The sequence below is a fragment of the Actinokineospora terrae genome, assembly GCF_900111175.1.
Taxonomy (GTDB): domain Bacteria; phylum Actinomycetota; class Actinomycetes; order Mycobacteriales; family Pseudonocardiaceae; genus Actinokineospora; species Actinokineospora terrae.
This window is the reverse complement of the sequence record NZ_FOGI01000011.1, coordinates 152,373-175,325: the sequence shown is the minus strand read 5'-3', so window position 1 is coordinate 175,325 and position 22,953 is coordinate 152,373. Positions and strand designations below refer to the sequence as shown.

The 22,953-nt window shown below is 70.2% G+C and carries 20 protein-coding genes and 1 pseudogene; 8 read left to right on the top strand and 13 right to left on the bottom strand.

The window, feature by feature from the left end; genetic code table 11:
- Window positions 1-339 precede the first annotated feature (339 nt).
- From BMY07_RS24875 to BMY07_RS24855, 4 genes are all read left to right on the top strand, one after another.
- A complete protein-coding gene (locus tag BMY07_RS24875; RefSeq protein ID WP_092783407.1) occupies window positions 340-1,536 on the top strand; it encodes a lipase family protein in 1,197 nt (398 codons plus the stop codon).
- Window positions 1,537-1,614: 78 nt separating this feature from the next.
- Complete coding sequence (gene argS, locus BMY07_RS24870; protein ID WP_092783404.1) at window positions 1,615-3,345, top strand: arginine--tRNA ligase; 1,731 nt, start codon at window positions 1,615-1,617, stop codon at window positions 3,343-3,345.
- Window positions 3,346-3,426: 81 nt separating this feature from the next.
- On the top strand, window positions 3,427-4,008 hold the full coding sequence (gene idi / locus BMY07_RS24865; RefSeq protein ID WP_092783401.1) for an isopentenyl-diphosphate Delta-isomerase: 582 nt from the start codon (window positions 3,427-3,429) through the stop codon (window positions 4,006-4,008).
- A gap of 660 nt (window positions 4,009-4,668) precedes the next feature.
- Window positions 4,669-5,823 carry a glycosyltransferase gene (locus tag BMY07_RS24855; protein ID WP_092783398.1) on the top strand — a complete coding sequence of 385 codons (1,155 nt, stop codon included), beginning with the start codon at window positions 4,669-4,671 and terminating at the stop codon, window positions 5,821-5,823.
- A 134-nt stretch (window positions 5,824-5,957) separates the two neighbouring features.
- Here BMY07_RS24855 and BMY07_RS34520 read toward each other — a convergent pair whose 3' ends face one another.
- Complete coding sequence (locus BMY07_RS34520) at window positions 5,958-7,322, bottom strand: DUF6801 domain-containing protein (RefSeq protein ID WP_177215751.1); 1,365 nt, start codon at window positions 7,320-7,322, stop codon at window positions 5,958-5,960.
- 1,163 nt (window positions 7,323-8,485) lie between these two features.
- Between BMY07_RS34520 and BMY07_RS36250 the strand changes: the two genes are divergently transcribed.
- The gene (locus BMY07_RS36250; RefSeq protein WP_177215750.1) at window positions 8,486-8,752 is read left to right on the top strand and encodes a transposase family protein; all 267 of its coding nucleotides are present in this window, start codon (window positions 8,486-8,488) and stop codon (window positions 8,750-8,752) included.
- Window positions 8,753-8,869: 117 nt separating this feature from the next.
- Here BMY07_RS36250 and BMY07_RS24835 read toward each other — a convergent pair whose 3' ends face one another.
- The 4 genes from BMY07_RS24835 to BMY07_RS24820 all read right to left on the bottom strand — a co-directional run bounded on the left by BMY07_RS24835 (window position 8,870) and on the right by BMY07_RS24820 (window position 12,611).
- Window positions 8,870-9,454 carry an alpha/beta hydrolase gene (locus BMY07_RS24835; RefSeq protein WP_143073628.1) on the bottom strand — a complete coding sequence of 195 codons (585 nt, stop codon included), beginning with the start codon at window positions 9,452-9,454 and terminating at the stop codon, window positions 8,870-8,872.
- The gene (locus BMY07_RS24830) at window positions 9,451-10,371 is read right to left on the bottom strand and encodes an alpha/beta fold hydrolase (protein ID WP_092783386.1); all 921 of its coding nucleotides are present in this window, start codon (window positions 10,369-10,371) and stop codon (window positions 9,451-9,453) included. The genes BMY07_RS24835 and BMY07_RS24830 overlap by 4 nt, the downstream gene beginning before the upstream one ends.
- Before the next feature lie 85 nt (window positions 10,372-10,456).
- Window positions 10,457-11,416, bottom strand: a complete 960-nt coding sequence (locus BMY07_RS24825) for a hypothetical protein (protein ID WP_245782639.1) — start codon at window positions 11,414-11,416, stop codon at window positions 10,457-10,459.
- Window positions 11,417-11,915: 499 nt separating this feature from the next.
- Window positions 11,916-12,611, bottom strand: coding sequence for a Crp/Fnr family transcriptional regulator (locus BMY07_RS24820; protein WP_092783380.1), 696 nt, complete (start codon window positions 12,609-12,611; stop codon window positions 11,916-11,918).
- 260 nt (window positions 12,612-12,871) lie between these two features.
- On the opposite strand from BMY07_RS24820, the gene BMY07_RS24815 reads away from it, so the two are divergent.
- Window positions 12,872-13,522 (top strand): Crp/Fnr family transcriptional regulator, encoded by a 651-nt coding sequence (locus BMY07_RS24815; RefSeq protein ID WP_092783377.1) that lies wholly within the window; start codon window positions 12,872-12,874, stop codon window positions 13,520-13,522.
- A 944-nt stretch (window positions 13,523-14,466) separates the two neighbouring features.
- Window positions 14,467-15,051 carry a hypothetical protein gene (locus BMY07_RS24810; RefSeq protein WP_143073627.1) on the top strand — a complete coding sequence of 195 codons (585 nt, stop codon included), beginning with the start codon at window positions 14,467-14,469 and terminating at the stop codon, window positions 15,049-15,051.
- 25 nt (window positions 15,052-15,076) lie between these two features.
- Here the strand turns inward: BMY07_RS24810 and BMY07_RS24805 are convergent.
- From BMY07_RS24805 to BMY07_RS24770, 8 genes and pseudogenes are all read right to left on the bottom strand, one after another.
- Window positions 15,077-15,820, bottom strand: a pseudogene (locus BMY07_RS24805) (dolichyl-phosphate beta-glucosyltransferase); the annotation flags it as partial.
- A 65-nt stretch (window positions 15,821-15,885) separates the two neighbouring features.
- Window positions 15,886-16,785, bottom strand: a complete 900-nt coding sequence (locus BMY07_RS24800) for an RNA polymerase subunit sigma-70 (RefSeq protein WP_245782638.1) — start codon at window positions 16,783-16,785, stop codon at window positions 15,886-15,888.
- Between the two features lie 3 nt (window positions 16,786-16,788).
- The gene (locus BMY07_RS24795) at window positions 16,789-17,205 is read right to left on the bottom strand and encodes a glyoxalase superfamily protein (protein WP_092783367.1); all 417 of its coding nucleotides are present in this window, start codon (window positions 17,203-17,205) and stop codon (window positions 16,789-16,791) included.
- 113 nt (window positions 17,206-17,318) lie between these two features.
- On the bottom strand, window positions 17,319-17,867 hold the full coding sequence (locus tag BMY07_RS24790; RefSeq protein WP_143073626.1) for a hypothetical protein: 549 nt from the start codon (window positions 17,865-17,867) through the stop codon (window positions 17,319-17,321).
- Window positions 17,867-19,006, bottom strand: a complete 1,140-nt coding sequence (locus BMY07_RS24785; RefSeq protein WP_092783361.1) for a Clp protease N-terminal domain-containing protein — start codon at window positions 19,004-19,006, stop codon at window positions 17,867-17,869. The genes BMY07_RS24790 and BMY07_RS24785 overlap by 1 nt, the downstream gene beginning before the upstream one ends.
- The gene (locus BMY07_RS24780; RefSeq protein ID WP_092783358.1) at window positions 18,999-20,270 is read right to left on the bottom strand and encodes a caspase family protein; all 1,272 of its coding nucleotides are present in this window, start codon (window positions 20,268-20,270) and stop codon (window positions 18,999-19,001) included. The genes BMY07_RS24785 and BMY07_RS24780 overlap by 8 nt, the downstream gene beginning before the upstream one ends.
- Window positions 20,271-20,346: 76 nt before the next feature.
- Window positions 20,347-20,763 carry a VOC family protein gene (locus BMY07_RS24775; RefSeq protein ID WP_092783355.1) on the bottom strand — a complete coding sequence of 139 codons (417 nt, stop codon included), beginning with the start codon at window positions 20,761-20,763 and terminating at the stop codon, window positions 20,347-20,349.
- A gap of 10 nt (window positions 20,764-20,773) precedes the next feature.
- Window positions 20,774-21,160: a helix-turn-helix transcriptional regulator gene (locus tag BMY07_RS24770; RefSeq protein WP_218150765.1), complete on the bottom strand. Its 387-nt coding sequence runs from the start codon at window positions 21,158-21,160 to the stop codon at window positions 20,774-20,776.
- Between the two features lie 212 nt (window positions 21,161-21,372).
- On the opposite strand from BMY07_RS24770, the gene BMY07_RS24765 reads away from it, so the two are divergent.
- Window positions 21,373-22,893 carry a M1 family metallopeptidase gene (locus BMY07_RS24765; protein WP_092783349.1) on the top strand — a complete coding sequence of 507 codons (1,521 nt, stop codon included), beginning with the start codon at window positions 21,373-21,375 and terminating at the stop codon, window positions 22,891-22,893.
- Window positions 22,894-22,953: the final 60 nt, after the last annotated feature.

Below are 22,953 nucleotides of genomic sequence, written 5' to 3'. Positions count from 1 at the left end.
GGGCTGGGGGCCCGGGGACCCTGCACCGAGCAGGCCGCCCGTCGCGGACCGCCCCCCTGCGGGTCTGGGGAACGCGTGGCGGCGGCGGTGGGCGTGCAGAACCCCCACCGCCGCGCCCTGCCCCGACCAGCCAGGACACGAAGCCAGCCCGGCCAGGAGCCTGTCCCACGCAGTGGCTCCAGTTGGCGTGGGGGCCACCGCCTACCGCACGGGCGTCGTGGCCCCCACTGCCATTTCCCCGGTTGTCGCGGTGGACAAAGTTCGTTGTGACGACGAGCACAGTGGCCATACCTGTCAGTAGCTTTCGATCCGGTACCCCACCAGGTCGGAGGAAAACCCATGCCACTCAACCGAAAGCGGCTCGGGCCACTCGTGCTCGCCGTGAGTGCCCTGATTGTCGCGGCGCCCGCGGTCGCCACGGCGCAAGAGGACTTCTACCAACCGCCCGCGACGCTGCCCGCGCACAACGGCGATCTCGTGCGCACACAACCCTCCGAGTTCTTCGTCGACCCGGCGAAGCTGATCAGGGTCGACGGCACGGTCACGCGGATCATGTACCGCTCCAGCGACCGCACGGGTGCCGCCATCGCGGTGACGGGAACGGTGATCACGCCGCGCAGGGCGTGGACGGGCGCGGGCGTGCGGCCGGTCGTGGGGTACGCGGCAGGCACGCAGGGCCTCGGCGACCAGTGCGCGCCGTCGCGGCAGCTGGCGGCCGGGATGGAGTACGAGGGTCCGTTCGTGGCGGGGCTGCTGGCCAGGGGCTGGGCCGTCGTGCTGACCGACTACCAGGGGCTCGGGACGCCGGGCGTGCACACGTACATGAGCCGGGTCGTGCAGGGGACCGCGGTGCTCGACTCGATCCGCGCGGCGCAGAAGCTGCCGGAACTGCCGGACCGCGGGCCGGTCGCGGTCGTCGGGTACTCGCAGGGCGGCGGGGCCGCCGCGTCGGCCGCCGAACTCGCCGGGACGTACGCGCCGGAACTGGACCTGCGGGGCGTCTCGGCGGGAGCGGTCCCGGCCGACCTCGCCGACGTGGGCACGACGCTCGACGGCAGCCTGTACGTCGCGTTCGTCGGCTACGCGGTGGCGGGGCTTGAGGCGTCCTATGGCATCGACGCGGCCTCTTACCTCAACGACAAGGGCAAGCGGTTCCTGACCGACATCAAGGGGCAGTGCCTGTTCGAGTCGATCCCCCGCTACGCCTTCGCCAAGACCGCCGGGTTCACCCGCGACGGTCGACCGATCGCGGCGCTGCTGGGCGAGGAACCGTTCCGGACGATCGTGGCCGAGCAGCTGCTGGGTCAGCGCAAGCCCGCGGTGCCGGTGCTCGTGACGCACTCGCTGCTCGACGACGTGATCCCGTACGCGACCGGCCGGGCGTTGGCGCGGCGGTGGTGCGGGCTCGGCGCGAACGTGCGGTTCGCCACGAACGTGGCACCCACCCACGTGGGCGGCGCGGTGGCGGCCTACCCGGAGGCGTACGGGTTCCTGGAGGCCAGGTTCGCCGGACGGGCGCAGAAGTCGACCTGCTGAGCCGAGCCGCGGCGGGCGGCGGAAATCCCCGTGCGCGACCCTGGGATACTCGGTGTCGAGAAGCGAGGAGGTGCCAGGGTGGCGCACGGGGATGTCGGGCTGGAGCTAGGGGCACGGGTGGCCGGGGCGCTGCGGCGCGGACTCGGTCTGGAGATCACCCCGGCGGAGGCCGTCATCCGACCGTCCACCCGAGAGGGTGTCGACTACCAGTGCAACGCGGCGATGAGCCTGGCCAAGAAGATCGGCAAGGCGCCGCGCGAGGTCGCCGAGGCGATCGTGGCGCACCTGGACTCGGCCGACCTGCTGGAGGTGCCCGAGGTCGCCGGGCCCGGGTTCATCAACCTGCGGCTGCGCGACGAGTGGCTGGCCGGTCGGGTCGGCGCCCTGGTGGGTGACACCCGGCTGGGGGTCGCGCCGGTCGAGCAGCCGCGCCGGTTCGCGCTGGACTACTCCAGCCCGAACGTGGCCAAGGAGATGCACATCGGGCACCTGCGCTCGACCATCATCGGCGACGCGCTGCTGCGGCTGCTGCGCTTCGCGGGCCACGAGGTCGTCCCGCACAACCACCTCGGCGACTGGGGCACCCCGTTCGGGATGCTCATCGAGCACCTCGTCGACGAGGGGCACGGCGCCGACTCGGGCATCAGCGACCTCAACCGGTTCTACCAGCAGGCCAGGGCCAAGTTCGACGCCGACCCGACCTTCGCCGACCGGGCCCGCGCGCGCGTGGTCGCGCTGCAGGGCGGCGACGAGGGGACGCTGACGCTGTGGCGGGCGCTGGTCGAGGAGTCCACCCGGCACTTCCAGCAGGCCTACGAGCTGCTCGGCATCCTGCTCACCCCCGGCGACGTCTACGGGGAGAGCTTCTACAACCCGTACCTGGACACGGTGATCGACGAGCTGACCGCCAAGGGGCTGACCGAGATCAGCGACGGCGCGGTGTGCGTGTTCCCGCCCGGGTTCACCAACCGCGAGGCCGAGCCGCTGCCGCTGATCGTGCGCAAGAGCGACGGCGGGTACGGCTACGCGGCCACCGACATGGCGACCGTGCGGTACTGGGTCACCGAGCGCGGGATGACCGACCTGCTCTACGTGGTCGGCACCCCGCAGGCCCAGCATTTCGCGATGATCTTCGCGGCCTCGCGGCAGGCCGGGTACCTGACCGAGGCGCAGACCAGCGTCCACATCGGATTCGGCACCATCCTCGGCGAGGACGGCAAGACCATCCGCACCCGCTCCGGCGAGTCGGTCAAGCTGGCCGACCTGCTGGCCGAGGCCGTCGAGCAGGCCGCCAAGACGGTCGCCGAACGGTCCTCATTGGACTCCGACCGGCAGGCCGAGGTCGCCCGCGCGGTGGGCATCGGCGCGGTCAAGTACGCCGACCTGTCCAACGACCGGGAGAAGGACTACGTCTTCACCTGGTCGCGGATGATGGCCAAGGAGGGCAACACCTCGGTGTACCTGCAGTACGCCAACGCCCGGTGCCAGTCGGTGCTGCGCAAGGCGGGCACGCCGCGCTTCGGCGAGGTCCTGGTGACCGACCCGGCCGAGCGCGCGCTGCTGGTGCGGCTGCTGCAACTGCCCGCCGCCATCACCGCCGCGGTGGAGGGCTACGCGCCGCACAAGCTGACCGGGTACCTCTACGACCTGGCCTCGACGTTCACCACGTTCTACGACAGCTGCCCGATCCTGCGCCCGGACGTCCCGGACGAGGTGCGCGCGTCCCGGCTGGCGCTGACCAAGGTGACCTCGGACGTGCTGGTGCTGGGGCTGGACCTGCTGGGCATCGAGGCGCCCGCGGAACTGTGAGTGGCCGGTCCCCCGTTCTGGCCCCGATCGGGGGACCGGTTGTGGCTTGCCCTGCGCAGGGTGTGACGGCACAGTGACCGGGTGACAATCGCCGAACAGGTCGTGCTCCTCGATGACGCGGGCAACAGCATCGGCACGGCGGACAAGGCCACCGTGCACCACGAGCACACCCCGCTGCACCTGGCCTTCTCCAGCTACGTCTTCGACACCGACGGCCGCTTCCTGATCACCCGCAGGGCGCTGACGAAGAAGACGTGGCCGGGCATCTGGACCAACTCCTGCTGCGGGCACCCCGCCCCCGGCGAGTCCCCGCTCGACGCGGTGTCGCGCAGGCTGGTCGAGGAGTTGGGCCTACCGGGGCCGCACAAGGTCGAACTGATCCTGCCCGCGTTCCGCTACCGCGCGGTGATGCCGGACGGCATCGTCGAACACGAGATCTGCCCGGTGTACCGGGTCGTGGTCGACACCGAACCCCGCCCCAACCCCGCCGAGGTCGACTCCGTCCGCTGGCTGACCTGGCCGGACTTCCTCGACGAGGTCAGCACCGGCACCCTGGACATCTCCCCGTGGTCGGTCCTCCAGCTCACCGACCTGGTCCCCCTGGGCGACCCGCTCACCTGGCCGACCGGGGACCCGGCGCAACTCCCGCCCGCACTGCGCTGACCGCCTCCCCACACCCTCGCCTGTTGACTTCGGCCTGGTCATCAGCCGAGGGTGTGGGCATGGTGGAGGAGCACCTCGTCGGGGGGAACAACACCGCGGAGGTCGTCCGCGTCGGGGACACGGTCCGGCGGAGTCGATCCGCGTTCGCCGCGGAGGTGTTGCGGTACCTGGAAACCGCGGGCTACCCCTACGCCCCGCGCCACCTCGGCGTGGACGAGAAGGGCCGCGACGTCCTCAGCTACATCCCGGGCGATCGAGTGGGCAGAGTCCAGCCGCACCCTGCTCCGAACGCATCGGCCGGTCTTCCTTGCCGCCCTGGGATAAGCCTCCCCATCACGGCTCGCCGCGCCTTCGCAAAGCCGGCCACCGCGTGGGCCAATCCCGGTCGCGCACTGGCTAGTCGGTGGTGTACCTGGCCACGCTGGGGTAAGACTCGCCGTTCCACCTTCACGCGCACGACAGGCCGAGTCCAGGCCGCGCCGAGGTTCGGCTCGCCGCACCCACGCACCGCCGCTTGGGCCGGACCTGATCGCGCGCCGGGTTCGCGGGTGGTGTTCTTGGCCACGCTGGGGTGAGATTTTCCGGCGGATTCCGACAGCAGTCGGGCGCTGCGGGCAAATCACTCGCCCGGGGGCGGCGATGTTGCCTACCTTGGAGAGGGTGAAGATCCTCTTCAGCAGTCTGCCCGCGCACGGGCACACCTTCCCCCTGCTGCCGCTGGCCATCGCGGCCAAGGCGGCCGGGCACGAGATCACGTACGCCACCTGGGAGACGTTCCACCCCGTTGTGGCCGCGCTGGGGTTCGAGACCGTCCACGCGGGCGGGGACATGGCCACCGAGTTCAAGCGGGTGGTCGGCGACCGGACCCTGCAGGACATGGACCCGGAGGAGGTCACCGGGGCCGCGATGCGGGTGTTCGGTGAGGTCCTGCCCCGGCAGGCCGTCGCCGACCTGCTGCCGTTGTTCCGGGAGCGGCACTTCGACCTGGTCGTCAACGAGTCGGCGGCGTTCGGTGCGGCGATCGCGGCGAAGCTCGCGGGCATCCCGGCGGTGGCGCACGGGATCAGCAAGCCGACCTCGCTCGCCCACCTGCCCGCCCTGAAGGACATCCTGCCCACCCTCGCCGCGGAGTTCGGCGTCGAACTCGACGGCACGAACAGGCTGGGGTTCGGCGGCCCGTACCTGGACATCTACCCGGAGTCGTTGCAGGACAAGGAAACCCTGGCCGAGTACGCGACCAGGGTCCCGCTGCGACCGGTGGCCTTCGCCGCGCCGGGCGAGCTCCCGGCGGCGGTCACGCAGGGCGGGGGCAAGCTGATCTACCTGACCCTCGGCACCGCGTTCGGCAACCCGGCGGTCCTGCGCGAGGCCATCGACGGCCTCGCCGCCACCGGCCACCGCGTCCTGGTCGCCGCGGGCCCCACGGTCGACCTCAGCGCCCTCGGCGAACCGCCCGCGAACGTCGCGATCGAGTCGTGGGTCCCGCAGGCCGAGGTGCTCCCCCACACCGACCTGGTCGTCCACCATGGTGGCTCCGGCACCACCCTCGGCGCTGCGGCAGCCGGGGTGCGCCAACTGTTCGTCCCCCAGGGCGCCGACCAGTTCACCAACGCCGAGACCTTCACCACCGCGGGCGCGGCCAAACAACTCCTCGGCGACGCTGTCACCGCCGCGGCCCTGACCGAGGCCGCGACCGACCTCCTCGCCGACGACACCGCGGCCAAGATCGTCGCCGCGCTCGCCGAGGAGATCGCCACCATGCCCAGCCCCACCGACATCGCCGCCCGGCTCCCCGAGTGGGCCGACCAGCAGTAGCCCACCGGCCCCGATGACGCGCCCCCTGCTCTGCGGTTCCTCGGTCGCGTGCCCGAGGAACCGCGGAGCGGCACGGCGACTCCCCGGGACTCCTCAAGCGGGTGGAGAAGAGCCCCGGGGTTGGCCGTGCCGAGCTACTTCTTGATCGCCAGGGTGACGTCGATGGTGTTGCCCTTGCTGGTGATGAGAGGGGCGATGAGGTTGTTCAGCTTGCCGCAACCACTGACCTTGCCGAGGTCGTAGCCGCCGGTGAGTTTGCCGCCCTTGAGGACGTCGAAGGGACCGACCGAGGTGAGGGTGACCTCGGACGGGGTGACGATCTTGCAGGTGTCACCCTGGTAGACGGGTAGCCCCAGGACGGCGATGCGGGTGATCTTGATGTCCAGCTTCCCGGCGAAGGTGATGGCGCCGGTGCTCAGCGCGCCGCCCGCGGTGCCGACCTGCTCGAACGCCACCGTCGACGTCGCGGGCAAGAACCCCAGGATGGTGAACCTGCCGCTGGTCGGGTTGAGCGCGAGCTTGCCGGTGTACCGCCCCGCCGCCAGATCCGCCTCCGCGCTGAACCCACCGGTGAGCGCGACGGACCCCTTGAGCGCCTTGAGGGTCGAACTGCCGGTCAGGTCGTAGTCCACCTTTACCCCGGGACCGGGCGGCTGCGTGGTCGACGGGGTGGTCGTCGACGTGGTCGGGGTCGTTGACGTGGTCGACGGTGTCGTGGCGGTGGACGACGTACTGGTGGGCGTCGTGCTCGTCGGCGTCGTGCTCGTGGTCGTCGGCGTGGTGCTGGTCGGCGTGGTGGTCGTTGTCGGCGTCGTGCTGGTCGGCGTCGTGGTGGTGGTGCTGGTCGGCGTCGACTGGGTGGTGGTGGTCGTGGGTTGGGTGGTGCCTCCTGTGATCTGGAACGTGTGCAGGGTGTTGTCCTGGCCGGGGTTGAGCGTGCAGGGCGAGTCGAACGTGCCGAGCCCGGTCAGGGTCCCGTCCGCCTTCTTCGGGGTGAGGGTCAACGTCAACTCGTTGACGCTGATCCGCGCCGTCCCCGCCTGGGTGAACGTCAGCGACGGGGTCTGCCCGGTGGCCTTGACGTCGAACGCCCCGGACGCGGGCACCGGTGTCTTCTCCACCGTGATCGGCACACTGACCGGCACCGTCACCCCCGGCGCCGCCACACTGGCCCCCGACACCGCCTTGCCCTCCACCGTCGCGGCACCGACCAGGGTCAGCCCCTGGGTGGCGGTGTCCGGAACGGTGGTGATCGCGGTGATGTCGAACGCGCCGGTCGGCTCCCCGACTCCGACACTGGCCGGGATGTCGGAACTGATGACCACCTTGATGGCCTGGTTGCCGATCAGCGGGAACGGGCAGGTGTAGTTCAGCGTCAACGAGACCGGCTCGGCCACGCCTGCACCGGAGCCCAGCAGCAGCCCAGCCGCCACCAGCCCCACGGCACCGGTGCCCGCCACCGCCGCGACCAGGGTCCTAGAGATCTTGGCAGGATTCACGGTATTCCTCCCTCGGGTGCGAACAACCCGGGATAATCAGCAGAAAGCCGCCGTGGGCCCACGCTAACTACCGGCCAGTACACCCGCAAGAAGTCCCGGCGAAGTTATCACCCGACCACAGCAACCCCCCTTTCCCTTGTCATCAACCCCATTGTCACAGCATTCCAAAAAACGCCGCCCCACTTATCACGCAGGTGACAATTCCTACTCCCCTTCCCCCACTCACTCCACTGTCGCCGCCACGAGTTGGTGGAGCAGGAGAACGAGGTGCTGCGCCGCGCGGCGGCGTACTTGTCGCAGGCGAACCTGCTGGGAAGGGGCTCTACCCGCTCGTGAGCGAGCCGGCCGCGAACGGGGTTCGGTCGCCGTGACCTGCCGGGTACCCGGGATCGCCCGCCAAGCCCATTGCCGTTGGCGTGCCCAGCCGGTCAGAGACGGCTGCTCCACACGGATCGTGGGTAACTCCATCGACTCCCGGATGCGAGGCCATCTCGCCGTCACCGCCCTCACCAACGCCGGCGTGTGACGTGACGAGGTCGCTGGCTGCGTGCTCCGCACCGACCGCGGATCGCAATTCCGATCAAGGAGACTCGTTCGCGCACTCGCCCGCCAGGGCCGGACCAGCTCGATGGGCCTCGTCGGCGCCGCGGGCGACAACGCCGAATGGAGAGCTCTTCGCGCTGCTGCAGAACAACACCCTCGACCGACCCGCCTGGACCACCCGAGACGAACTCCGGACCGCGATCGTCACCCGGAATGAACGCACCTACCACCGCCACAGGCGCCAAACCACCCTCGGCCGGGGACCCGTCCACTACGAGACAATCATGACCACGCCGGCCGTCCAGGCTGCGTGACTACCGCTGTCACCTAGTCGTGCAGCAGACCCCGTCCACGGCGGTCACGCTTGCCTGGTTAACGGCTGCACTCGACCTCCCGATACGAATGTCGTCGCCGAACTCGCCAAGGCGCCTGCTGGACAGGCAGCGGCAGATATCGCTGGAGATGATCAGTTGGGTTGGCGGGTGGACAACGAGGCTTATTCAGGACGCCGTCTACCGGCGATCGGATGATCGTCAAGGTGGGGGTGGATGAAATAGACGGCGGCCCGTTTGAGAGAATCTGATTACCACACCGAAGACACTCACCCCACGGTTGACGATGTGGACGACCAACGGCGCCACATCGTCGATGGAACACTGTTGCCCTGCTGGTCACGGGCATCACAACCCGGCCTGCACTCGCGGCGACACCGCAAGACCGGGGTCAACGTCCAGGTCGCCCGCACCCTCAACGGCCAACTCGTATGGGTGTCGGAACCGTTCGAAGGTCGTCGTCACGACTTCCACTGTCTTCAGCAATCGGGAATCGTGCGAGATCGGAACACCACGTCCTGGCCTGCCGACAAGGGTTATTCAGAGCGGGCGTAAAAGTATAGTCCGATGACCGCTGTGATGGTCGTGGCGAAGGTGTTGCAGGGGCGTCGGTAGTCGGTGTGGAGTATTCGCCCTCAACGACAAGCGCGGAGGGAATGGCTCGGTTGGCTGCTAGCCGGGTAATAGGCCGTGGGCCAGGTAGGCCGCACCGATGGCGTTCGCTTCGGGATTGGCCGACAGGAGGTAGGTCCCGTGGCCGCCTTGGTCGAAGGACAGGAATCGGGCCTTGGGGCCTAGGGCTAATGCCAGGGCGCGGCCGCCGGGTATGGGGGCTGCCGGGTCGCGGAGGTTGTGCAGGACGAGGGTGTCTCTGGCGGCTGGACGCAGCGTGACCGGTGGGACAGCGGGGAAGCGCCACCGTGCGCAGGGAAACATGCCTGCGGACATCGAGCCGACCATGGGGTAGCGGAGTGAGTCGACTGCGACGTCTGCCGCGTACCGGTGGGCGGAGCGTGGCCAGGCGGCGTCACGGCACACGACGCCGAGGAAGCCGACCGCGAAGGAATCGGGCGGGACCGCGGGCCACCCGGGTTCGGCAGGGGCCGCCCTGCTGGCCAGGATCGGGACGACCTGGGCCAGTGTCACTCTCGGCGCTCGCCCGTCCCGGAGCGCCGACCACAGCGCTGCCAGGCCGGGGAACGACTGGTCGGAGTAGAGCGCCTGCCGGGTCGCCTCCCGGAACACCGGGCCGGTCAAGGCATTGCCATCGGCAGTGTCACCGGCCGGGCGTCGAGCCGGGCGGCGAGGGTGAAGTACAGGGCCCGGGCCTCGGCTGGGCTCGCCACCAGGCCGGTGCGGGTGCCGTAGGCCGCGAAGTCGGGGAACCGTGCCTCGGTCGCCGCGCCCCACGCTCGGACGATGCCCCGCCACACCAGGGCGGGATCGCCGCCGCTGTCGAGTAGCGCGCGGTCCACCCGGTCCGGGAAGAGCGACTGGTACACCGCCGACAGGTAGGTCCCCGCGGAATAGCCGAGCAGCGACAACCGCTCCTCCCCTAGCGCCCGGCGGACGAGGTCCATGTCCCGCGCGATGTCCGCGGAGCTGGTGTGCGCCAACCGAGGATCACACCCCGCAGCGATCCGGTCCATGGACGCCGCCAACCCCGGCCGCGGCCATGGCTCGATGTCGATGAGGCGGGACTCCGGGATGCCACAGGTCACCGGGGTGCTGCGACCAACCAAACGCGGGTCGAAACTGACCAGGTCGTAGCGCGCGAGCACCTCCGGCGGCATCAGCGTCGCCAACAGGCCGGGCAGGTCGAGTCCCGCGCCACCAGGGCCGCCGGGGACGATGAGCAGAACACCGCGGCGGACAGCGGGATCGGCCACGGTCAACCGAGATACGGCGATGGTGATCGCTGGACCGTTGGCCTTGCCGTGGTCGAGGGGCGCCCGGATCTGGCCACACTGTTGTCCTTGCGCGGCAGGCGATCGGGCGGTGGGCGTCAGGCCCGCATCCGCCGCGCGGGTTCCGCCTGGGCATGCGCGCCACTGGATCTCAGTGGGTGTCGAGGTTGTAGTGGCGGGCGATGCGGCCATCGCCGCGGAGACTGTGGCCGTCGCGGTGGTGGGGAGTGCGGTCAGCAGCAGGGTGAGGATGAGGAGCAGTCGCATGCATCCATCGTGTCCCGGGAAAGTGCTGGCGTGCCAGGGAGTTCACCCGAAGCGGACGCGGATTCACTTTAGGGCGAACGGAAAGCTAGTCGTGCCATTGCAGGCCGTAGCTGAGGCCCTGTTGGAGGTCGTGGAACTCCAGGGCGACGTCCCCCACTCGGTCGATCTCCAGGCTGTCCGAGCCCGGGGCGAAGTCCTCGAAAGCCTTGGCGGGCAAGCCATTGATGCGCCACACGCGCTTCGGCGGATGCGTGGGATCGAACCGCACGCGAACCGTGAACTCCTCGCACCGGCGCAACGGCGTGAACACGTAGTACGGCCGCATCCACGATCGCGGGTAAGAGGTGAACTTGATGCTGTAGTCATGCCGCTGTCCAAGACTCAGCGGACTAGGCAAGCGGACGATGAAGCGGGTGTGGCTAGAGGAGACGCGTTGCTCCTCGACGATCTCGCCGCCGTAGGCGATCTCAGCGGTGATCGCTTGTCCGTCCGGCATCGCCTGATCGCGCGGAGCACTCAGCGATAGCACCAACTCGTCGAGTTCATCTACTGCGGCAACGATTTGCCGTTGTTCGGTCAGCGTCGGTACCTCAAGATCCAGCCGTAGCGCCGCCCGCAGGGACTCCACGTACCACCCGTCAGGCGAGTACGAGCCCGACTTGCGGTCGCGCATGCCCGCGTCGTAGAGCAGTTCCGCCAAGAGTTGGAACGCGCTGTCCACCCGCCTGCGCGCGGTACGCGGATCGCGGTCGAACCTCGTTGCCAGCCAGTCGATCCGCTGGTCGAGGAACCCGCCGTCGGCCTCCTTGTGCAGGCCGAGCGCGGCGGTCGCGGCCAGGTTCAGGTCGGACGGGAGCCGAGCGCCCAGGTGGGTCAGCCGCAGCACCAGCTTGCGCCGCACCAGCGCCGGGTCGTCGAGGTCGGTGATGTCGCAGGCCATCCGCAGCGCCGGGCCGACCCGGTGGTGCAGGTCGTCGGAGCGCACGCCCCGACCCCGGCGGACCTCCTTCAGCTCGGCGACGACATCGGCGATCTCGACTCCCACCCGGCCACCACCCTTTCGCACGCCCATTCCACCCACCAGCATCGCCGCACCCGCCTTCCCGTTACCACGACCGCCGCGCAATCCCGCCGACAATGGCGGAAAGAAGGGCGCCCGGTCCGCATTACCCCGACGCGGACCGGGCGCCACCCCCCATTCCCCCTACTGCCGCCGCCCACCCCCCGACGAGCGGCGGCAGCGCTCAGACCAGCAAGAACAGGATCCAGTGGCTCTCCATCGCACACACCTCCTCCAGCTCAAGGGCAGACGACTCCCCCGTGGTGAAACACCCGTGGTGGCCGGTCAGAAACCGATGACCAGCAACATGCCGGAACCGAACCCGGCCAGGAAAGTCCAGAAACCGATTCGCGCTACCGATCCCACCGTCATCAGCATCCTCATCCCGATCCCTCCCCGGATCTCGCTCGCAAGACCAAGGATGCCCCTGGGACAACGCCCTCGCGATGACCTGTGGCGCGCCCCCAGCACGCCATTTGGCACATCAGAGCTCGGGAACCTCGCGGACGAAGGCGCGCAGCACGTCCGGGCGCGCGATGACGGTCTGCCTGCGGGTGTTCACGACGATGCCGCGGTCGCGCAACACGGCGAACGCCCTGGCCACCGCGCGCAACGAGGCGCCGACTCGGTTGGCAATGTCCTGCTGGGTGAACGGGACGCGCAACGCGACACCCGCGTCGGTCGTGACGCCGTAGGTGTGCGACAGCCAGAGCAAATAGGCGGCGACGCGCTCGGTGACGTGCATCGTTGCGAACTCGGCGCGGGCGTTCTCCGCCTCACGCAGCCGGGCCGCGAGCTGCTTGACCATCGCGATCGCAACGGAAGGGCGCTCCTCGAGCAACGTGCCGAACTCGTGCGCCCGCAAGTGCACGGCGTGCACCTCCTCCAGGCTCTCCACATCCGCCGACCGCACCCACCCGTGCAACGCGGCCAGGTCGCCGAGCACGTCACCGGGGCCGCGGAACGCCACCAGCACGGTCTGCCCGTCCGCGCGCCTGGTCAGCACCCGTGCCCAACCGTGCACCAGGACCAGCACGTGGTCGGTCGGGTCGCCCTGGCGCAGCAACGTCTCACCCGCGCCGAACACCCGCGGCGTCCCGGTCCCGACCACGTGCGCGCGGTCCTCCTCGGAGAGGTAGGCCATCAGGGACTCGGCCACCAGGTCACTCGGAAGTCGCATGGGCCACCCTCCGCCGCTCACCAGGTCACCGTGATCATCGCCGGGCGGTGGGCGGCGCGCTACTCACCTCGGATGTTCGGTCTCCATGGTGGAGCTCCTCTCTGCTCGACAGCGCCCGACGGTAAACCGCCGCGACGCGGACCGGCGGGGATCAGGCACCGGTTGACCAAGTTCTGTCCAGGTTGACGAGGGGGCCACACGTGATCAGTTCGGGCGAACCAGGCCGCTCTTAGCGCGCGCAGCGGGTCTTAGGGCGGTAGGTGGAGAGTGTGCAGACCTTCCAAGCCCTGGTCGGCGCGCGGTTATGGGCAGCGGTCGTAGCCGCTGGGACAGCGCGGGAGTACGCGAGAGGTGCCGTGCTGCTGCGGCAGGGCGAACCGGGCGGACAGGTGTTAGCGCTGCTGCGAGGGCGGGTCCGGGTGATGGTGTCGGACGTGTCGGGGGCGCAGCTGCTGGTGTCGTTGCGCGGGCCCGGGGACTTGGTGGGCGAGTTGGCGCCAGAGGCGGGGGTTACGCGAACGGCGTCGGTGGTGGCGTTGGACCGGTGCACGGTTGCCGTGTTGGGGGCTGCGGTGTTGGACGGGGTGTTGGCGGGTGGTGCTAGAGGCGCCGTTAGGGAGTACCTGCGGATCAAGCTGGTGGCGATGGTGGGCGCGGTTCCGGTGGTGCACCTGTCTAGCGGCGCTCGAGTCGCGCGGCTGCTGCTGGAGGTGATCGACCGCGCAGAGGGGTCGGACCGGCGGGTGCCGTTGTCGCAAGAGGCGGTCGCGGAGGCGTTGGGGATGGCGCGGAGCACTGTTGCCGAACAGATCGCGGAGTTGCGGCGATGCGGGGCTTTGGGGCGTGGGCCGCGGTTGGTGGTTGTGGACAGGTCGGAACTGGCGCGGCGCGCTGGGCTCTCAATCGGGTGAAGCCTGAGCCGCTTGGTCCCGGCCGCGCTGGTCGGGCTTATCCACATCGGTCGGGTTGTCCACAGATTGCCCGGACTTGGCCTGCGGGGGCTTGACATTCGTTAGACTGGCGTCGGGGCCGCCCCCCGGAGAGGGTGGGGGCTGCGCCCCGGTCGCGGGCGTGTGGCGGGGTGAGGGCGTAAGAGGCGCGGGGTGGCGCAGGGGGGCACTACGGGGTCGCGAAGCGTTGTGGTGGAGCGCAAGGGGTGGCGCTGGGCGCGCTGCGTCACGGGGTAGGACGCGGGCATGTCGCGGTGTGGGGCAGCGCGGAGGCGCGGGACCTCGCTGGGTGGTGGGGGCGGAAGGCAGCGCTAGGCAGTGCGGAGACGAGGGGCACCACCCAGCTTGGGGGTGCAGTGCGCGGCGGGGCAGCGCGGAGCGCGAGGCGGCGCTGGGGGGCATGCGGGGGTGACGTGTCGTGGCGGGGGCATCTCAGGGGTAACGCGGGAGCGCGAGGCGGCGCTGGGGGCGTGCGGGGGTGCCGTGTCGCGGAGCAGCGGGGGGCGGAACGCATCGCGACGGCAGCGTCGAGTGCTTGAGGGCGCTGGACTGGGCGAAGCACTAGGCGTTGACAGGACTGGGGTGGTGCGCGGGGTCGCTGGGCTGGGTGGAGTGCACAGGGTTGCCGATGGCTGCACGGAGTGCACAGGGTCGCGAGTAGCTGGGTAAAGGCGCACGGAGTCGCTGGGCTGGGTGAAGACGCAGGGGTTGCCAGGCCAGTGGGGGCGGCGCGGTTGTGGGCGCTGGGCATCGGGCACGAAAGGGCGCGGTGGTTTCCACGGTGGAATCAGTCCGGTGGCGGACGGTTGGGGGGTGGGTGGGGTGGGCAGGGTGGGGGCTCCTGGTGAGAGGAGTCGACAGTGGGTGGTGGGGTGGAGTTGCCGCCGTATCGGGCTATTTTGGTGGTGGATGTCAAGGACTTCGCGGGGCGGCTGGGGCGTGAGCAGGCGGCGTTGACGGGGTTGGTGCCGCGGGTTTTGGTGCGGGCGTTGGAGGTTTGTGGGTTGGGGGCCGAGTGGGGGCGGGCCTCGTTGAGCGTGAGCACGGGGGACGGGTGGGTGTTAGGGCTGCGGTCAGGGCTGCTACCGCGGCTGTTGAACCCGTTTCTGCCTGCGTTGCAAGAGGTGCTGAGCGACGGGGTGCGGATGCGGGCGACCATCCATATAGGACCGCTCACCGGAGGTAGGTCCATCACGGCAGGTAGCGGTATGGCCCGCGTGCAGGCGCACCGGTTACTCGATGCCGGGCCCGTGCGTGCGTTGTTGGAGCGGTCGGGGCCAGGCACCAAGGTCGCTGCCGTCGTGTCGGAGCGGGCGTACGTGGACGCTGTCTTGTCGGGGTACGCGAACGACGACCCTGGGCTCTACGTCCCGGTTCCGGTGCGGGTCAAGTCCTTCGCCCAGACCGCCTACCTCCGGGTCCCGGTGCCGACCGGGGAGCTGCTCACGCACGGGTTCACCACGCCGGAGCCGCGACGCGGGCGTACCTGAGGGCGCGGCCGGCCTTGCGGGACCGGGAGCGCCACAGGCGGGCGACGCCGCGCAGGTCGGCGGCCGCCGTCGCCACGATGTGCACCGACGAGTTCGGGTCGTCGATCCAGTCGACCGGGACCTCGTAGGTGCGCATGCCGCCGCGCTGGGCCAGCACCAGCAGTTCGGTGTCGAAGAACCAGCCGGTGTCCTCCACGTGCGGGAGCAGCGAGCGGGCCGCGTCGGCGCGCAACGCCTTGAAGCCGCACTGGGCGTCGGAGAACCTGGCCCCGAGCACCGCGCGCAGGATCAGGTTGTACGACCGCGAGATGAACTCCCGCTTCGCGCCGCGCACCACCCGCGCGCCCCTGGCCAGCCGCGACCCGATGGCCACGTCCGAGTGCCCGGACAGCAGCGGCGCCACCAGCGCCCCCAGCGCGGCCAGGTCGGTCGACAGGTCGACGTCCATGTACGCGACCACCGCCGCGTCGGACGCCAGCCACGCCGCCTTGAGCGCCCGCCCCCGGCCCTTCTCGGCCATGCTCAGCACCGCGACCTCGGGGAACCGCTCCGCCAGCCCGCGCGCGACCAGCGGCGTGCTGTCGGTGCTCGCGTTGTCGGCGATGGTGATCCGGAACCGGTAGGGCACCGACACCGCCAGGTACGCGCGCACCGTCCGCACGCAGGGCTCCAGGTCCCGCTCCTCGTTGTAGACCGGGATGACCACGTCGAGCACGACCGGGTCACCGTTGTCCGTCCGTCCGCCCACCGGGGCCAGCACCGTCTCCATGCCCACAACGATCGGCCCGGACGCTTTGCCCCCGTTGTGGCCGACCTATGTGGACCCTGTGCACCTCACGGCAGCCGCATCGGCAGTCCGAAGTGGTCGAACAGGGCGTACCCGAAGGTGGTGATCTCGGTGATCAGCCCGGCCTCGACCCGCAGGACGTCGAGCTTGAACGCCCGGAACTCGGTGTCACCCGGCCTGCGCAGGTAGCTCGCGGCGGCGGGCATCCGGTTGGCGGTGGTCGGCAGCAGCCGCCAGTCGCCGTCGCGGTCGGGGCCGAAGGCGCGCTCCAGCAGGCCCGCGATGGCGTCGCGGCCGTCGAAGCGCAGCGGGTTGGGCGGCATGGTGACCCGGATGTCCTCGGCGGCCACGGCCAGCGCCGCGGGGGCGTCGCACCGCTCGTGGGCGTCGATGAACCGGGCGAGCAGGTCCCGCTCGGCCACTGTCGGCTCCCGCGCCGCCCACTCGTCGCGCCGGGCAGGCAGGTGGTCGCGCAGGGTCGCGCGGGCCCGCTGCAGGGCACTGTTGGCCGCCGCGACGCTCACCCCGAGCAAGTCGGCGATCTCCGCGGCGGGCATCCCCAGCACCTCCCTGGCCAGCAGCGCGGCCCGCTGGCGGCCGGGCAGGACCTGCAGGGCCGCCAGGAAGGCCAACTCGATGGTCTCCCTGGCGACCGCCACCACGTGCGGCTCCTGCGCGGTCGGCGCGACCTCGTCGAGCTCCCGGTCGGGGTACGGGGTCAGCCACGCCACCTCGGTGCGCGCCGTGGCCGAGCGGGCCTGGTCGACGCACACGTTGGTCGCGATCTTGTAGAGCCACGCCCTGGTGTTGCCGCCGTCGAAGCCCTCCCGGCCGCGCCACGCCTTCAGGAAGGTCTCCTGCACGGCGTCCTCGGCCTGCTCGTACGAGGCGAGCATGCGGTAGCAGTGGACGTGCAGCTCACGCCGGTACTGCTCGAAGTCGGTCACCGCTCACCTGGCCGGGGTGACGACCTGCTGCACCGCCCACGCGTTGCCGTCCGGGTCGGCGAAGAAGATGAACGAGCCGTAGTCGCGGTTCTCCGGGTCGGGGCCGGGGGTCATCACGCCGTCCACGAAGTGCTGCGGCCCGGAGTGCTCGACCCCGGCGGCGTCGAGCTGCTTCCCGGCGGCCACGATGTCGGTGACGACCAGGTGGCAGCCCTTCACGCTGCCCGGCTCGCCGTCGCCCATGCCCTTGCCGAAGGTGATCGAGCAGGCGCTGCCGGGCGGGGTCACCTGGACCACCCGGAAGTGCTCGCCCGCGCGGAAGTCGTTGTCCACCCGGAACCCGAGCTTGTCCGCGTAGAACTCCTTCGCGCGGTCCACATCGGAAACCGGAACGACGACTACCTGAAGCTGCCAGTCCATTGCTGTGTCTCCTCGGGTCGGGGGCCTCGGTGGCCATCCTTGTACCCGTGTAACGGGACCGGGCGCAGAAACTCATCGGTCGGGCGATGAATTCGCCCTGACCAGCGCGAACGTCAGCCTTCGGGGAGGAAGACGACGTCCACCCCGGCCTCGGGGGTGTGGTGGTGGGTCGTGAACGAGCGTGGGCGCAGGCACCAGAGGAGCGGGATCTTGTCGTCCTCGGGGCAGCCGACGATGGTGATGGGCGTTGTCCTGGTGAGCGCGGCCAACCTGGGTTGGACTCGGCGGATCGCCTCTTGGGCCGGCGCCACCACGCCGTCGGGCAGGGTTGCTGGGGTAAGAGGGTCTGCCTGGAGCCAGCCGGCCCAGTTGGCCAGGCCGAGCGCGGTCTCCGGGGTGAGATCGGACTGCTGTCCCACTAGGGCGTGCGTAGTGCCGAGACCGACCGTGGGGCCGTCGTTGAACCGACGCACCACGGCGGCTGTGTGGTCGGGGAAGACCAGGTAGGACAGGGCGTCAGCCGGTGGCGGTATGTGCTCGAACCCGTATAAGCGGACGTGTGGGCGCAACCTGTCAACCCAGGTCTGAGGGTCGCTGATCGAGGCCGCGACGACGTCGTACCCCTGCCCTGGACGCCAGCCGAACAGAAGTTGGTCGACCATCACCCGAGGGACCACATGTCGGTGTCGAAGTCAGTGGGTGCGGTTCGGGTGGGGCGGACGTGGTCGGCGGTAAGGACCGAGTCTGTGGCGCGGGAGCAGAGGTGCTCCAGGAGATCTATGGCGGCGCCGGGGAGGGGGGTGGGGGCGGATTCTGCTGCGGCCACCAAGGCGTCGTCGGTGATGGTGATGGCGTAGTGGGTTTGGAGGTCTGGGCGGAGGGTGGCGAGGACCTGGACGGTGGCGTCGACGGTCAAGGGCGCGAGTTCGACGGTCTCGCGGGGACTGTCCTCGGGGAGCTTCAACAGGTCGTCGGTAGTGACGATGACCCTCACGCCGAGCTGCTTGGCAAGGGTCAAGACCGCCGAAGCCTGCGGGGATGGCACGGGGACCCAGAGCACGCAGTGCAGCTGGAGGAGCTCTTCCACCAGTTCACGGACATCGGTCACCAGCGAGGCGCGCAGGACGCGGACCGGGCGGTTGGCGAGGGCGCGGACCACCTTGCCGGTGCTGATCCGGTGGACGACCCCGCGCACGACCGCGGACTTGCCGATGCCCGCTGGTCCGTGGAGGACGACGCCGCCGGTGCGGTGGCCCAGGATCCTCACGACCTGGTCGATCTCGGCGTCACGGCCAAGAGCCGGCGCGGGAGGTACGGCCTCGGTGTAGCGGTCGACCGGCCGGTTGCCGGTAGGGCGGGGGGTCGGAGTTAGCGCTGCCATGACCCGTTGGCGCAGGTCGAAGCGGTCCGCGCCCAGGCTGTGCAGCATCTGGGCGGCGACGCAGTTGGGTTCGCTGAGCAGGCCGAGCAAGAGGTGCTCGGTGTCGACCAACGGGCGGCCCAGCTCGGCGGCCTCTTCCCGAGCGTGTTCCACCACCCGGCGCACCTCGGCCGCCACCCGCAGCGGTGCCCGGCCGGTCGACACCCCGCGGCGGACGTGGGACTCGGCCCGCGCGCGCAGCACGTCCGGCCCGAGCTTCTCCCCCACCAGCACGCGCGACGCGTGGCCCGGCCCCCGGGCGAGGCCGAGCAGCAGGTGGACGGACCCGAGGTAGTCGTGGTGCGACCGCCCGGCCTCAGCCTCCGCGAGGGCGATGACCCGCTGGGCGTCCGCGGTGAACCCCTCGAACCCCTCAACCACCGGACCACCCCCGCACCAGCTCCAGGTCGCGCCTGCTCCGCAGCAGCACCGGGTCGTCGGCCGCCAGGGCTCGTTCGCGGATCACGAGCACCTCCTCCAGCAGCACCTGTGCCTCTTCCACCGCTCCTGACCGGTAGAGATACCTGGCCAACGTGTGGTGGGCGCGAAGAGTGTCCTCGTGTTCGTACCCGAGCACGCGGCGCTGCGCGGGAGTCAGCAGTCTCAGCAGCGGGATAGCCGCAAGAGGCCCTTCGCTCTCGCCGACGCAGATGGCGAGATAGTGCTGAGTGCGCAGCGGGTCGACGTGGTCCTGTCCGTGCACACCGACCTGGGCGGCGTGCACCTCGGCCAACCGACCGGCGGACTCAGCGGCGGCACCACCGGCAGCGAGCGCGAACAGCACGTGGGACTGGGTGCGCAGGACGTCCGGGTGGTCGGTCGGGAGGGAGTCGAGTTGGCGGTTGAGCAGGCCGGTGAGGTCATCGACCGCGGTAGGCCAGCCGGAGGCGCGGGCCACGTCGACAACAGCCTCGACCTGGGCGCGCAGGTCCTCAGGAGAGACAACGGCGGCCCGGTTGGGGATGCGGAACTGGTCGGCGGCGCGGGTGGCGCGTTTCTGGGGGCGGGGTAGACCGCTGGCGGTCATGACCCGCAGGAGTTCGTGGTACACGTCGTCAATGGTCACGTGGTCGCCGCGGCCGGGGATGCCGGTGGAGAGCAGGCGCAAGAGGCGGCCGGTGAAGGCAGTGTGCTCCTCACCAGGCAGCACAAGAGACACCCTGTCGCGCGGTGACGAGGTCAACAGGTAGGTGCCGTCGATGATGAGCTCGTCGACCTGGGAGGACAGCGCCGAGCCGAGCGCGCGGCCGGAGAAGCAGCAGTCCAGGATGACGATCTTCGTGGCGGCCGGGCTGTCCAGCACCCGCTCGCGCAGCGAGTTGTACGACAGCGACCCGAAGTCCGGGTGCGCGGGCACCGAGTCGCGCATGCCCAGGTACAGCTCGTGCGAGCGGCCGACCAGGCCGTGGCCGATGTAGTAGACCAGCAGCAGGTCCTCGGCCAGGTCCATCGCCGCGGTCAGGCCGCGGCCGAGCTCGGGCACGCTGGGCTGGTCGAGCAGCAGGTCGCAGCCCTGCACCAGCCCGAGCGCGGTGAACAACCGGCCCAGTTCGGCCAGGCCGGGGCCGACCTGCGGGATGTCGGGCAGGTCGGCGTCGCTGTAGGTCGACGTGCCGATGAGCACGGCGCGGGACTTGCCCGGCATTGACCGCACCAACCCCCTCCGCGCCGCCCCGGTCCCGAGCGGCGCCAACAGGATGTCGGCCCCTGCCTACCGGGTGTTACGCCTGCTTGGCCTGGGTGAACCTGATCAGGTTGCCAGAAGGGTCCCGGAACGCGCAGTCCCGAACGCCGTAGTGCTGGTCCATCGGCTCCTGCACGACCTCGGCGCCGCTGGCCGCGACCCGCTCGTAGGTCGCGTCGCAGTCGTCGGTCGCGAAGATGACCCCGCGCAGCAGGCCCTTGGCGAGCAGGTCGGTGAGGACGGCGCGGTCGGCGGCGGAGGTGTTCGGGTCCGCGGCGGGCGGCTCGAGCACGATCTCGAGCTCGGGCTGGGCCTGCGGGCGCAGCGACACCCACCGCATGCCCTCGTAGGAGACGTCCTTGCTGACCTCGAGCCCGAGGGCGTCGCGGTAGAAGGCCAGCGCCGCGTCGTGGTCGTGGACGGCGATGAAGGTGTGCGAGATCGTCAGTGCCATGTGGACGACGCTACTTCGGCCCCGGCCCGGTCGCTTCTCCATTCGTGACCGGGTGGCGGACCGGCCTGGTGAAGCGCTTGGCGTAGCAGGCGGGGATGCCCACCGCGTCGTCGTGCGAGCGCGCCCGGTACGCGCTGGGGGTCTCGCCGACCAGCTCGGTGAACCGGGAGCTGAACGAGCCCAGCGACGAGCAGCCGACCGCGAAGCACACCTCGGTGACGCTCAGGTCGCCCCGGCGCAGCAGGGCCTTGGCCCGCTCGACGCGCCGCGTCATCAGGTAGCTGTGCGGTGACTCGCCGTAGGCGGCGCGGAAGCTGCGGGAGAAGTGGCCGGAGGACATGAGCGCCCCCTTGGCCAGCGCGGCCACGTCCAGCGGCTGCGCGTAGTCGCGGTCCATCCGGTCGCGGGCCTGCCGCAGTCGGACCAGGTCGTCGCTGAGCACGCCGCCAGCATGGCACACGACGGGTTAGCCGCAATGGCCCACGTCGTTCGTCGCTATCGCTTGCAGTGGTGAAATAAATGATTCCCAGTTTGTAGGAGCCCACTTTCGGCTGTATGTCGACGGCCCGGAAAGCACTACCTTCGGCGGCGCCCACGAGGGAGGGAATCATGCGCAGAACTGTTCGCGGAACATCCACCGCAGCGCTCGCTGCCGTCGCCGCAACCCTGCTGACCAGCGTCGCAGCGGCCGCACCCGGCCCGGGTGCGCCGAGCGTCGGCGACCCGTACTACCCGAATGCCGGAAACGGCGGATATGACGTTTCGCACTACGACATCCGACTGACCTACCAGCCCACGACGGATGTCCTGTCCGGTACCACCACCATCACCGCGACCACCACGCAGGAATTGTCCAGATTCAACCTGGATTTCGGACTGCGGGTCTCGTCGGTGCTGGTGAACAACGTGGCGGCGACCTTCTCGGCCAACGCCGCCGGTGACGGCGAGCTGGTGGTCACCCCGGCGCGGCCGCTGGCCAAGGGCGCCCCGGTCACCGTGGTCGTCGCCTACAACGACCGGCCGTCCACCGTGAAGATCAACGGGTTCACCTCCTGGGTGAAGACCGCCGACGGCGCGCTCGCGGTGAACGAGCCGGAGATCGCGTCCTGGTGGTACCCGTCCAACGACCACCCCACCGACAAGGCCACCTTCGACGTGTCGGTCGAGGTGCCCGACAGCGTCGTCGCGCTGTCCAACGGCACCCTGGTGCGCACCACCAAGAACCGCACCGGCTGGACCCGCTGGTGGTGGCGCAGCACCCAGCCGCAGGCCACCTACCTGACCTCGCTGGAGGTCGGCAAGTTCGAGGTCAACCGGCAGACCACGCCGGACGGCAAGCCGTTCGTGACCGCCTACGGCGCCGACCTGGGCGACTCACTCGGCGCGGCGAAGGCCAGCGTCGAGCGCACCCCGGAGATCAACGAGTTCCTGGCCACCCAGTTCGGGCCCTACCCGTTCGAGGCGCAGGGCGGCGTGGTGACCACCGCGATCGGGTTCGCGCTGGAGAACCAGACCAGGCCGGTGTACGGGGCGCGCGGGTTCATCGCGGGCTCGAACGCCTCGCTGGTCGCGCACGAGAACGCCCACCAGTGGTTCGGCGACAGCGTCGCGGTGGGCCGCTGGAGCGACATCTGGCTCAACGAGGGCTTCGCGACCTACGCGCAGTACCTGTGGTCGGAGCACGTCGGCGAGGGCACGGCGGCGGAGCTGGCGCAGTACGTCTACGACTCCAAGCCAGCCGACGACCCGTTCTGGCAGGTCCTGCCCGGTGACCCGGGCGCGGACCGGCAGTTCGACGCCGCGGTCTACGACCGGGGTGCCGCCGCCGTGCACGCGCTGCGCTCGCAGGTCGGCGACGAGAAGTTCTTCCAGATCCTCAAGACCTGGCAGGCCACCAAGAAGGGCGGCACCGGCCGGATCGAGGACTTCACCGCACTGGCCGAGCGGATCGCGCCCGGTAGGCCTGTCCGGCAACTGCTGAAGGTGTGGCTCTACACCCCGGGCAAGCCGTTCGCGGGCCCGAACGGTCCTACCGCTCGAGTGGCCGCCACCGCGGAGCCCAAGTCGTACAAGGCGATCCGGGCCGCGCTGGACAACCACGTCAGGACGCACCTGCACGAGCACGAGTGAGCTACTGAATGGGAAGAGGGCGGGCACCCGGGTGTTACCCCGGGTGCCCGCCCGTTTCCC